The following is a 12109-nucleotide window of genomic DNA, read 5'->3' as shown; positions in this document are numbered from 1 at the left end:
TCAGATTAATCGTAGCTGCGCGCCAACTGCCACGCGCCCGGAGCCCCAACATGCTCCCCATGCTAATGACAGCACGATTAATTTCTGAAACGAAAGATACGCATGCATGCATGCGCTGGGCGCATGCATGGCCCCTGAACGCTGCTTACACCGCCGTCTGCGCCTCCGCCTGCTCGAAGAGCCAACGTGTGAACAAACGCGCCGCCTGGTTCTGCGCGCGGTCGTTGGGCGAGATCACGTAATAGCCGCCGCCGTGGCTCGCCGAACTCTCGCCCACACGCACGAGCAAACCGTCGTCAATACAGGCGTCGATCATGTAGCGCCAGCCTAGCGCCACGCCCTGGCCGAGTATGGCCAGCTGCACAAGCTGCGGATAGTGGTTGATCGTGAGGCCCTGTGGTGTTTTCGGCATCGTCACGCCATTCAGGTCGAACCATTCGGGCCACGACATCCATTGGCGCTGGCCGTCTTCGAGCAGCAGCAGCGTTTCGTTCGCGAGGTCGGCGGGCGCAAGCAAGCGGCCCGCGAGATAGCCCGGCGAGCACACGGGAAACACTTCTTCGTTAAAGAGGCGGCGCGCGGTGAAATGCGCGGGCGCCTGCTGGCGCACGTAATACACGCCAACGTCGAACTCCGCGGGCGACATCGAGGCGAGCCCGTCGCGCACGATCAGGCGCAGCTTGATGTTGGGATACGCCTTGCGAAATGCCGGCAGGCGCGGCGTGAGCCATAGCACCGCCACGCCCGACGAGCAGGCAATGGTTAGTTCGAGGTCGCCATAGTGCTTCATCACGTCGAAGGTGGCTTCGGCGCATTGCGTGAGAAGCCGCTGCACCTGCGCCGCATATTGTTCACCCGCTATCGTGAGCCGCAGCGAACGGTGCTCGCGCACGAACAGCGAGCGGCCAAGAAAATCTTCGAGCTGCTGGATCTGGCGGCTGATTGCGCTTTGCGTAAGGTGCAGTTCGGCGGCCGCGCGCGTGAAGCTGGCGTGCCGCACGGCGGCTTCGAACGCGACGAGGCAGGGCAGCGGAGGCAGTGGCGTGATGCGCATGGAATGACTCGGGCGGGTCGTGGCAAGGAGATGTTGCCATACATCCCGCCGCGGCTCGCTCCAACGGATGTTGCGCGCACCAGGTTGCGCGTGCCTGCCGCGAAAAAAACTTACTATTGCGTTGAATCTCTGTGCAACCGGAGGGCGAAGATGAGTTCTGGGGAGAAAGCGGCAACAGGCGCAAGCGCAGGCGCGGCGCAGTGGCACGCCATGCCTGCCGACGAGATCGAGCGCCAGCTCAAGGTGAAGCCGTCGCAAGGGCTCGATGGGGCGGAGGCCGCCCAGCGCCTCGGTACCTATGGGCCGAACGTGCTGCCCCAGGGGAAGAAAAGCGGCCCCCTCGTGCGCTTCCTGGCACAGTTCAACAATGTGCTCATCTACGTGCTGCTCGCGGCCGGCTTCATCAAGCTGATGTTGAGCCTGTGGCTCGACGCCTCGATCATCTTCGCGGTGGTGATCCTCAACTCGTTGCTCGGCTTCCTGCAGGAAGGGCGCGCCGAGAAAGCGCTCGACTCGATTCGCAACATGCTTTCCGCCGAAGCGCGCGTGCTGCGCGCGGGCGAGGTGCGCCTGATCCCCGCCGACGAGGTCGTGCCCGGCGACATCGTGTTGCTGGAGTCGGGCGACAAGATCCCCGCGGACATCCGGCTCGTCGAAGCGAGAAACCTGCGCACGGAAGAGGCGGCGCTCACAGGCGAGTCGGTGCCTGCGGAGAAGAACACCGGCGCGGTGCCGGCGCAAGCCACCGTGGGCGACCGCGAAAACATGGCGTTTTCCGGCACGATGGTCCTTTCGGGCCGCGCAACCGGCATCGTCGTCGCAACGGGCAGCCAGACGGAGCTTGGCCGCATCAACCAGATGCTCGCCGAGGTCAGCGCGCTCGAAACGCCGCTCCTTCGCCAGATCAAGAAGTTTGGATACGTCATTACGATCGCCATCGGCATTCTCAGTGTGCTGCTCTTCGCGTGGGGCCACTGGCTCGGCCACATGACCTTCATCCAGTTGTTCCAGGCGGTGGTGGGCATTGCGGTGTCGGTGATCCCCGAGGGCCTGCCAGCGCTCATCACCATCACGCTCGCCATCGGCGTGCAGCGCATGGCGAAGCGCAACGCCATCATCCGCCGCCTGCCCGCCGTGGAAACGCTCGGCTCCGTCTCGCGCATCTGCTCGGATAAAACCGGCACGCTCACCCTCATGGAAATGATGGTGACGTCGGTCGTGACGGCGGACGCGCCCTATGAAGTGACCGGCGACGGCTATGCCCCCGAAGGCGAAGTCCGCGCGGGCGGCAAGGCGCTCGACGCCGCGCCGCCGGAAGTCCTCACGCTCATGGGCCGCGTATCGATCCTGTGCAACGACGCCGGACTCTTCGAGGAGGACGGCAAATGGAAGGTGGAAGGCGACCCGACCGAGGGCGCGCTCTATCCGTTCGCCGGCAAGCTCGGCATGGACCGCGGCGCGGAAGCCGCCGCCGCACCCCGCATCGACGGCATTCCCTTCGAGTCCGAGCACAAGTTCATGGCCACGCTGAACCGGTCGGCGCAAGGCGAGATGCTGCTCGTGAAGGGCGCGCCGGAAGTGATCATCGAGAACTGCGACCGCCAGCAAACGGCTAGCGGCCCCGCGCCGCTCGACCGCGAGCGCTTCGCACGCGAAGGCGAACGTCTCGCCTCGCAAGGCGAGCGCGTACTGGCGTTGGCGTGGCTGCCAGATCCCGGCCTCCAGGTTGGCAACCTCGGCCCGCAGGACCTGCCGAAGACGCTCGTGCTGCTCGGCCTCGTGGGCCTCATGGACCCGCCGCGCAAAGAAGCAATCGACGCCGTGCGCGAATGCCACGGCGGCGGTATTCGCGTGACGATGATCACGGGCGACCACAAGGTCACGGCGGCGGCAATAGCGGGCATGCTCGGCATCGGCGACGGCAAGACGGCCGTGGCCGGCACCGAGATCGAGGCGATGAACGACGCCGCGCTGCAGGAATGCGTGCGCGACGTGGACGTGTTCGCGCGCGCGAGTCCCGAGCACAAGCTGCGGCTCGTGAAGGCGATCCAGGCCAACCGCCAGGTGGTCGCCATGACGGGCGACGGCGTGAACGACGCGCCTGCGCTCAAGAAGGCCGATATCGGCGTGGCAATGGGCATCAAGGGCACGGAAGTGACGAAGGAAGCGGCGGGCATGATCCTCGCCGACGACAATTTCGCCTCGATCTCCGCGGCGGTGAAGGAAGGGCGCACGGTCTACAACAACATCGAAAAGGCCATGCTCTTCATGCTGCCGACGAATATCGCCCAGGGCGCGGTGATTGCCATCGCGATCCTGTTCGGCTTCACGCTGCCGATCACTGCGCCGCAGGTGCTGTGGGTGAACATGGTCACCTCCGTTGCGCTCGGCCTCGTCATTTCCTTCGAGCCGCACGAGGACGACGTGATGCAGCGCCCGCCGCGTTCGATCGACCGGCCTATCGTCACACCATTCGGCGTGTGGCGCATTCTCTTCGTCGGCGCCGCGCTCGTGCTCTATACGCTCGCGGCATTCTTCTGGATGAAGTCGCAGGGCGCATCGGACTTCATGGCGCGCACGGCCGCCGTCAACGCCATCACGATGGGACAGGTCTTCTATCTGCTCAACAGCCGCTCGCTGATCAATTCGGCGCTATCGGTGCGCGCGCACATGGGCAACGCGTATCTCTGGTACGGCATTGGCGCGGTCGTGGTGCTGCAGATCCTCTTCACCTATACGCTGCCCTTTCACGCCATCTTCGAAACCGAGTCGCTGCCGCTCGCGGCCTGGCTTTGGCTCGTGGCGGGCGCGATCCTGTTCTTCCTCGTGGTGGAGCTCGAGAAGCTCGTCATTCGCTCGATACCGGCGCTCAAGCGGTCCGTGAGCCCGCCATCGCGCGCCGCGGCCACAAGGCAGTACCATGACGCGTAGAATCGTTTCGTCCCGACTCGAGAGCGAGGGCCCATAGCCATGCTGCCTGGTGCGAATCTGAATCTGGTCGAGGTGATTGGTCTGCTCGTCGGCGGCCTCGCCCTGTTCCTCTTCGGGCTGGACCTCATGACGGGGGCGCTCAAGACGCTTGCCGGCGCGCGCCTGCAATCGCTGCTGGGTTCGCTTACCGCCAACCGCTTTCGCGGCGTGCTAGCGGGCGCGGGCATCACGGCGCTGCTCAATTCGTCGACCATCACCACGGTGCTGCTGGTGGGCTTCGTTTCCGCGCGGCTCATGACGCTGCGGCAGTCCATTCCGATGATCATGGGCGCCAACATCGGCTCGACGCTCACCGCGCAGATCATCGCGTTCAATATCTCCGCACTCGTGCCGTTCATGCTCGCCGGCGGCTTCCTGCTCTACGGTTTTGCGAAGCGCGACACGCTGCGCGAACTGGGCGGCGCGCTGCTCGGCCTCGGCCTGCTGTTCCTCGGCATCGAGATGATGGGCAACGCCACGCGGCCCTTGCGCGACTACCAGCCGTTCATCGACGCGATGCAGGACATGCGCAATCCGCTCGTCGGCATTGTGATCGGCGCGGTGTTCACGGCCATCGTGCAAAGCTCGGCAGCCACGCTCGCCATCGTCATCGCGCTCGGCAGCCAGGGGCTGATTCCGCTCGAATCGGGCATTGCGCTGATACTCGGCGCCAACGTGGGGACCTGCGGGACGGCACTGCTCGCCTCGATCGGCAAGTCGGCGGAAGCGGCGCAGGTCGGTATCGTTCACCTGCTTTTCAACGTGCTTGGCGTGCTGTTCTTCGCCTTTGCGATTCCACAGTTCGCCGACTTCATACGCATGATCTCGCCTTCCGCGCCCGACTTGAGCGGCACTGCGCGTCTCGCGGCGGAAACACCGCGTCAGGCCGCCAATGCGCACACGGTGTTCAGCGTGTTCAGCACCTTCGTGCTGATCTGGTTCACCGGGCCGATTGCGAAGCTCGCCGAACGCCTGGCCCCGGTGCGACGCGAAGCCTGGCAGGACCCAGGCGTGCCGCGCTACCTCGACGAAACGCTGGTCGAAATGCCGGCGCTCGCCATTGCCCGCGTGCAACTGGAACTGGCTTCGCTCGGCAAGCTCGTGCAGCTTCTGGTCGAGCAAAGCGCCAAGCTCCTGGCCGAGAGTTCCTCGCAGGCGCTTTCCACGGTGGCAAACGAGGACAAGGCGGCGGACTCGCTAGCCACCGCCATTCTTACCTATATCGGCAAGCTCTCCGACGCCGTGCATAGCGACGACGAAGGGCGGCAACTGGTCGACCTCGCGCGCATTGCGACGTGCCTCGACGCTATCCGCGAAGTGGCCACGACGAGCATGCTCGCGCTGAGCCAAAGGCGTGCCGCGCAAAGCGCAGACGTGAGCGTGTTGGCGAGCAACGCCGAATTGCTGCAATTCGGCCGGTCCGTGATCGAGCATTTCACGCTGGCCGTGCAGATGATCGCGCACCCCGAGGCCGACGTCGTGACGCGCATCGTCAACGCCAAGCCGGAAATCGAAGCGCTGTCCGACTCGGCGCGGCAACGCATCCTGTCCGCGCTGCAGTTGCGCAACGAGGGCGCGGCGTTCATTTTCCGCTTCGCCAACGACGTGATCGAGCAGCTCAACGAAGTGGCGCGGCTCTCGCGCGCCATCGCCAAGGCCACGCGGTGGCTGCACGACGTGAAAGTGCTGGAACCTCAAGGCACCGAGGCCGTGGCCGAAGCTGAGGCCGAAGCCCAGGTGTAATGCCCGCGCGCTGGGTTGGTCCTCAACGCGCAGCGCCCGAGGTCAGTGCCTGAGGATCGCTCGTGGGCACGGCTTCGAGAAAACCGCGGCCCATCTCCGCTTCGAAACGCGAAGCGCTGCCCTCCCAGATAATGCGCGCGTGCTCCAGCACATAAACGCGGTCCGCGTGCGGCAGGGCGAAGCGAACGTTCTGCTCGCCTAACAACACGGTAATGGGCGTGGACTGCTGCAGCGCATCGAGCGCCTTCGACAACTGTTCGAGGATCACGGGCGCAAGCCCGAGCGTCGGCTCGTCGAGAATCAGCAGCTTGGGCTGGGGCATGAGCGCACGCGCAATGGCCAGCATTTGCTGCTCGCCGCCCGAGAGCGTGCGCGCGGTTTGCCCCTGGCGCGACTTGAGAATGGGAAAAAGGTCGAAGAGCCAGGTGAGCTGCTGTTTGCGCACTTCGTCCGAAAGATGATAGCCGCCGAGTTCGAGATTCTCGCGCACCGTCATGTCGCCGAACAGCTCGCGCGTTTCCGGGCATTGCACGAGGCCCGCGCGTGAGACGGCCGCCCCGCTCATGCCCTTCAGGTCGCGCCCGTCGAAGCGGATCGCCCCTTTGTACGGCAGGAGGCCCGAGAGCGCGTTGAACAGCGTGGTCTTGCCCGCGCCGTTGAGGCCGACCACCGAGACGAACTCGCCCTCGCGAACGTGGAGGCTCACACCGTCGAGCGCACATGCCTTGCCGTACAGCACGCGCACGTCCGAGACCTCGAGAATGGCGCGCTTCGCCTCGCCCGCGACGCTCGCACGCTGGCGCAATTCGAGCTTGCCGCCCAGATACACGCGGCGCACCGTTTCGTTTTGCATCACCGCTTCGGCCGTGCCTTCGGCGACGTGCTCGCCCAGGTACATGGCGAGCACGCGGTCGGCCAGCGCGGAGAGGCTCTTCACATTGTGATCGACCAGCAGCACCGCGCGGCCCTCCGCGCGAAAACCGCGTATCAGCTCGGAGAAGGCCTCCGACTCCGCGACCGTGAGTCCTGCGAACGGCTCGTCGACGAGCACGACCTTCGGGTCGCGCGCAATCGCTTTCGCCATTTCCATGCGGCGCAGGTCGGCGAAAGGCAGCGTGGCGGGATGCCGGTGCATGACGGCGGCAAGGCCCACGCGCGCGGCAATTTCCTGCGCGCGCTGATGCACGTGCGGTTCTGCCGCCAGCTTCACCAGCGAATCGGGCAGCAGCGCGAGCTTGATGTGCTCCAGCACCGTTTGCCGATGCAGCGGCCGTGAATGCTGGAACACGATGCCCACGCCCGCACGCGCGATGCGGTGCGGCGCCCAGCCGGCCATCTCCACGCCGTTCACCTTGACCGAGCCCGCGTTGGGCCGCTCGATGCCCATGATGAGCTTCATCACGGTCGACTTGCCGGAGCCGTTGGGTCCGATCAGGCCCAGTATCTCGCCGGGCCGGATGTCGAAGCCAATGTCCTTCACCGCGACGAGACCGCCGAAGCGCTTGGTCAACCCGCGAACTGAGAGCAGCGGCGTGTCGTTCATTGGCGTTCCCTCGCGCGCAGCAGGTTGCCGAGCAAGCCGTCCGGAAAGAACAGCAGCGCGGCGAGCGCGACTGCCGCGACGACGAACGTATTGAGCTGACCGAGCGGGCGCAGAAATTCGCCGGCCACGATCAGGAAGATCGATCCGAGCACCGCGCCGAGTATCGTGCGCCGGCCGCCGAGCACGGCCGCGATGATGATCTGCACGCCCACACTCAAATCCACCACCGTGCTCACGGAAGCCGTGCCTTGATAGAACACCAGCATCGCGCCGGCCACACCCGAAAACACGGCACTGATGCAAAAGGCCACGAGCTTGTGCCGCGTAACGTTGAAGCCCAGCGCCTGCGCGCCGGTGGCGTCCTGGCCGCTCGCCTGCAAGATGAGGCCGATTGCCGAGCGCGAGAGGCCGAACAGCAGGATCGCGCACACCACCAGAAACGCCAGCGCGATCCAGTAGTTGTGGTTGGCGTCGACGGACATCACGTCGGGCACCATCATGCCGATCTCGCCGCCCGTCACGCCCGCGAAGATCACAATGGCGTTCTGCAGCAGCAGCACCGCCACGAGCGTGACGAGACCGAAGTACGGACCGCGCAGCCGCAGCGCGGGCACCGCGAGCAGCAGCCCGCCCACCAGCGCGACGAGGCCGCCCGCGATCACGCAAACGGGTATCGGCATGCCCCAATGAGCGTCGATGATCGCCGCGGAATAGGCGCCGAGGCCGATCAGAAACGTGGGGCCGAAATTCACCTCGCCGGCAAAACCGAACAGCAGGTCCCACGACATGGCAAACACGCCGAAGTAATACGCGACCGTGAGCACGCCGAGGATATAGCCCGACATCCACCACGGCAGCGTGGCCGCCGCAACGGCGAGCAACACGGCCACCCAGATCCCACGCGAACGAAGAAGACCGGACATGTCGATGCTCCCTGCGTTCGGTTAGCGGCGGCCCAGGAAACCCTGGGGCCGCACATACACGACGAGCACCAGCAGCAGCAGCGCGGGCAGCGGCCGCAGCGTCGGCGCAACGAGGTACGCGGTGACGGTCTCCAGATAGCCCACGACATATGCGGCCATCAGCGACCCGGAAACGCTGCCGAGGCCACCCAGCACGACGATGGAGAACGCGCTCGCGGTGAGCTGCCCGGCGTTGTTCGTGCTCACGCCGAGGAACGAAGCGAGCAGCACGCCCGCAATGCCCGCCAGCACGCCGTAAATGGTCCACGCGAGCAGATAGATGCGCGAGAGTTCGAAGCCGAGCAGCGTGAGGCCGCGCGGATTCATCGAGGCCGCGAGCAGCGCCTTGCCCGCGCGCGTGCGGTTCACGAACAGCCACAACAGGCCGATCACGGCCCAGCAGACCACGGCGATCATGATCTCGTTGAACGGCACGCGCACGCTGCCTATCATCGCCACGCCGCTGATGAGCGGTCGCATCGTCACAGGATTGTCGGTGAAGAGCCAGGCCATGCCCTGCTGGATCATGATGCCCCACAGCAGCGTGCCGGTGAGCACGAAGATTTCCTTCTCTTCGTTCGGAATGGCGGCGGAGCGCTGAATGGGCCGCACCACCATCAGGTAGGTGACGTAGGCCGCGACGAGTCCGGCGACCACGCCGAGCAGCGTGCCGAGGTAGGTGCCGAGGCCGGCTTCGCCCGCAAGCATCCAGCCCATCAACGCCGCGACGAGCATCACGCCGCCGTGTGCGAGATTCAATATGCCCGAGACGCCGAAAATCAGCGTAAAGCCGATGGCGCCGAGCGCGTAGAGCGAGCTGATGGCAAAGCCGTCGATGAGAATCTGCAGGAGCAGCATGACCGGCCTTTCATTTGGGTGGGTCGCTGGATGCGCAGCGCGGCCCGACGCCTGGGCGTTGGACCGCACTACGCGACGCACTACGAAGCTAGTTCGCGCTGGCCTGCTGGATCTTGATGAAGGTCGGGAACTTGACCTTGCCGTTCGCGACGGACTTCGGCCAGATCGCAATCTGCTTGCCGTCCTGCCACTGCAGGTTGATGCCGGTGATATAGCCCGGGCCGTACTTGAGCGCGTGCGTGAACTGGTCGTTCTTGCCGTAGAACTGCCAGCGCCCGATCGTGCCTACATAGTCGGTTTTCTCGAGCGCGGCGACCATCTGGTCCGGATCGGTCGAGCCTTTGTTGCGCTTGATCGCATCCGCAATGATGTGGACGAGGTCATACGTCGAGAAGCCGCAATACGCTGGCGAGACGCCGAACTTCTTCTGATACGCATCCGCGAAGGGCACCGTCTTCGGCGTAATTGCCACGCCCGGAGCCGCAGCGGAAGCCGTGATCACGCCTTCGGTCGCGCCGTTCGTGTCCTTCCAGAAGCTCGTGGTCGTGGCCTGCGAGCTTTGACCCGACATCGGGATCGGCACCTGCTGGTCGTGCCATTGCACGGTTGGCTGCACACCCACATGGCTGATGCCCGTGGTGATCGTGTCGGGGTGCTTCGCCTCGATCTGGTTGAAGATTGGTGTGAAGTCCGAAGTATCCGGATTGAAGCGGATATGATCGAGCACCTGGAGACCGGCCTTGGGCAGGCATTCCATGAAGCGCTCATCGAGCGGCTTGGTCCACGCCGCGTCCTCGCTCATCACGACCGTCGACTTCATCTTGAACTGGCCGACGAGAATATCGTGCGAAAAGTCGCAGATCGACTGCGCAATGAAAGCCGACGTCATCCAGCCATGGAACGTGTACTTGTAGTTGTCGTAGTCGTCGTGAACGTGCTTCGAAATGTCGTTGCTCGCGGCGCCCGGCGTAACAAAGGGCATTTTCAGCCGCGCCGACCACGGCTCCATGGCGAGCGCCACTTCGCTGATATAGCTGCCGATCACGGCGACCACCTTGTCCTGGGTCGCTGCGCGCTGGAATGCGCGCACGCCGTCGGAGGCCGACGAGTGGTCGTCATACGCGATGATCTGGATAGGGCGGCCATCCACGCCGCCGCTCGCGTTGATCTCGTCCGCGGCGAGTTGTGCCGCCTTGCTGATCGAGGCGCCCGCCACTGCGGACTCCTCACTGATCACACCGATCTTGATCGGGTCGCCCGCGGCATGCGCGCCGGCCGCGAGGCCCAGCCCTGCTGCCACCATACCCGTCGCCGCTACGCGATAAAGGTTTCGCCACACGCCGTTATTGGACATCCTGCATCTCCGATTCGCCTGGATCGTTGAGGAACATCTGCCCGCCACATTGCAGCTTTGAAGAATGCGCCCACAACAGTATCACCAGCCTTTGCGCGCTCAATCGGTAAAAACGATGACAGGTAACGTGCAGCTTTCATGGTGCAAAGCGGCAAAAAAATGCGCCGCCCCGCGCGGCTGCGAACGCGACGCGCAACACCTCGCGCATGCCTCACGTCGATGATTGCGATCTTCACGTATACGACAGTTGAACGTGCCGTCTATTCGACCTTCACCCACGCCAGCTCTGAAATGCATTCCTTGCCCGTGACCGGATTGCGGGCGGGCGGCGTCGTGAGGTACAGGTTGTTGCCGTCGATTCTGAAACGGCGCAACTGAATCGTCCCCGTCCATGATTCATTCCACGAAGTGTCGACATGGTGACTCACGAGGTCGCCCTCGATGCTCCACGTCCCCGCGTAAGCGCATAAGCCGTTGAACAGCGCAATGCGATCGGCGTCGGTGGGCACGAGGTCGGCGGGCGCGTTGCGGTGCTTGTCGACCACAATCGCGTACATCCGCTTGTCGGCGCTGTAGTTGAGATAGCCGCCTGGGTGTGAGCCGAACAACTCGGTCTTTTCTCCGGTGTCCAGATCTTCGGTCGTGAAAGATTGCAGCTTCCATGTGCCCAGCAGCGCAGCGCTGCCGGTTTGCTGTGCTTGTGCCATTGCGTTCCCCTTCAGCACAACCTGGGCAGCGCGCTAGCGCTGCTTGCCCCACCGCCAGCGAGGCGGCTCGCCCTTGAACCAGCACACCGCGCAAAGCGCGAGCGAGGCGAGTATCACGAGCCCCGCGAACGCGAACGCATGCCGGTGCGGTTCAAAAAAAACAGCAATCAAACAGATCGACAGCACATACACAGCTAGCGCCGCCCAACCCTGCCAGGTGAGCGGAAGTCCCCACCCCCAGCCATAGCGTTTGGCGCGAAACCAGTATTTTCCCGTGCCTGACATTTTCCCTTCTCCTACGAATCGCGTTTGCGCCGCTGCGTCAATGATCGGCGTTTGGAAGGGCGTTTGGCAACCGCATTGCGGCCTCGCCTCGTTCCGGGTCAACCCGGATCGAGAAGGATTGCGAAGTTTCAATGACGGTGGATTTGCGCATATAGCGCGTTACGAAACGTCAGGCGGGTGCCAAATGGCACACCGCCTCGACGCGGTTGCCGGCCGGATCGACAAGAAAGGCAGCGTAATAGTCGGCGTGATAGTGCGGCCGCAAGCCCGGCTCGCCATCGGAGCGGCCGCCCGCCGCGCAACCGGCTGCATGGAACGCATCGACCTGAGCGCGCGAAGCGGCCTTGAAGCACCAGTGCCGCTTGTTCGGCACGATGGCACTGGAGTCCAGATAGACGGAAAGATAGGACGATTGCGTTTCGGCGGCGTCGCACCGCTCGCCGTAGCCAAGCGCGCCAGGGCGGTCATAGACCTTGAGCGCGCCCAGCGCGTTCATGATCGCGTCGTAAAAGTGGCGCGCTGCATCGAGATCGGGAACGCCGATCGAAACGTGATCGAGAAGCTGCATGGTGTCCGAGGTCCGCAGTCGTCAATGCATGACTATAACCGGCGATTCACACCATGCAGCGTGCG

At 64.4% G+C, this 12109-nt stretch carries 10 protein-coding genes; 2 read left to right on the top strand and 8 right to left on the bottom strand.

Features of this window, described 5'->3' with window-relative positions; all coding sequences use genetic code 11:
* Positions 1 to 145: 145 nt before the first annotated feature.
* Positions 146 to 1054: a LysR substrate-binding domain-containing protein gene (locus tag U5A65_RS03750; protein WP_321908125.1), complete on the bottom strand. Its 909-nt coding sequence runs from the start codon at positions 1052 to 1054 to the stop codon at positions 146 to 148.
* A 150-nt stretch (positions 1055 to 1204) separates the two neighbouring features.
* Here U5A65_RS03750 and U5A65_RS03745 point away from each other — a divergent pair, with 150 nt between their 5' ends.
* Both U5A65_RS03745 and U5A65_RS03740 read left to right on the top strand, forming a co-directional pair.
* On the top strand, positions 1205 to 3985 hold the full coding sequence (locus U5A65_RS03745; protein ID WP_321934643.1) for an HAD-IC family P-type ATPase: 2781 nt from the start codon (positions 1205 to 1207) through the stop codon (positions 3983 to 3985).
* Positions 3986 to 4024: 39 nt separating this feature from the next.
* Positions 4025 to 5767 (top strand): Na/Pi cotransporter family protein, encoded by a 1743-nt coding sequence (locus tag U5A65_RS03740; RefSeq protein WP_321945513.1) that lies wholly within the window; start codon positions 4025 to 4027, stop codon positions 5765 to 5767.
* A gap of 22 nt (positions 5768 to 5789) precedes the next feature.
* Here the strand turns inward: U5A65_RS03740 and U5A65_RS03735 are convergent, their stop codons facing one another.
* The 7 genes from U5A65_RS03735 to U5A65_RS03705 all read right to left on the bottom strand — a co-directional run bounded on the left by U5A65_RS03735 (position 5790) and on the right by U5A65_RS03705 (position 12044).
* Positions 5790 to 7310, bottom strand: a complete 1521-nt coding sequence (locus U5A65_RS03735; RefSeq protein WP_321945512.1) for an ATP-binding cassette domain-containing protein — start codon at positions 7308 to 7310, stop codon at positions 5790 to 5792.
* Positions 7307 to 8233, bottom strand: coding sequence for a branched-chain amino acid ABC transporter permease (locus U5A65_RS03730; protein WP_321934640.1), 927 nt, complete (start codon positions 8231 to 8233; stop codon positions 7307 to 7309). The genes U5A65_RS03735 and U5A65_RS03730 overlap by 4 nt, the downstream gene beginning before the upstream one ends.
* A 21-nt stretch (positions 8234 to 8254) precedes the next feature.
* Complete coding sequence (locus U5A65_RS03725) at positions 8255 to 9130, bottom strand: branched-chain amino acid ABC transporter permease (protein ID WP_321908130.1); 876 nt, start codon at positions 9128 to 9130, stop codon at positions 8255 to 8257.
* A gap of 88 nt (positions 9131 to 9218) precedes the next feature.
* Complete coding sequence (locus U5A65_RS03720) at positions 9219 to 10484, bottom strand: ABC transporter substrate-binding protein (RefSeq protein ID WP_321908132.1); 1266 nt, start codon at positions 10482 to 10484, stop codon at positions 9219 to 9221.
* 260 nt (positions 10485 to 10744) lie between these two features.
* The gene (locus tag U5A65_RS03715; RefSeq protein ID WP_321945511.1) at positions 10745 to 11191 is read right to left on the bottom strand and encodes a lipocalin-like domain-containing protein; all 447 of its coding nucleotides are present in this window, start codon (positions 11189 to 11191) and stop codon (positions 10745 to 10747) included.
* A gap of 33 nt (positions 11192 to 11224) precedes the next feature.
* Entirely contained in the window at positions 11225 to 11476 is a 252-nt protein-coding gene (locus U5A65_RS03710; RefSeq protein WP_321945510.1) for a hypothetical protein, read from the bottom strand.
* A 169-nt stretch (positions 11477 to 11645) separates the two neighbouring features.
* Positions 11646 to 12044 carry a VOC family protein gene (locus U5A65_RS03705; protein WP_321908135.1) on the bottom strand — a complete coding sequence of 133 codons (399 nt, stop codon included), beginning with the start codon at positions 12042 to 12044 and terminating at the stop codon, positions 11646 to 11648.
* Positions 12045 to 12109: the final 65 nt, after the last annotated feature.

Origin of the sequence: Paraburkholderia sp. J10-1 (assembly GCF_905220165.1) — a bacterium.
In the GTDB taxonomy this organism is placed as follows: domain Bacteria; phylum Pseudomonadota; class Gammaproteobacteria; order Burkholderiales; family Burkholderiaceae; genus Paraburkholderia.
The sequence above is the reverse complement of the archived record's forward strand: the minus strand, read 5'-3'. Positions and strand labels throughout refer to the sequence as shown.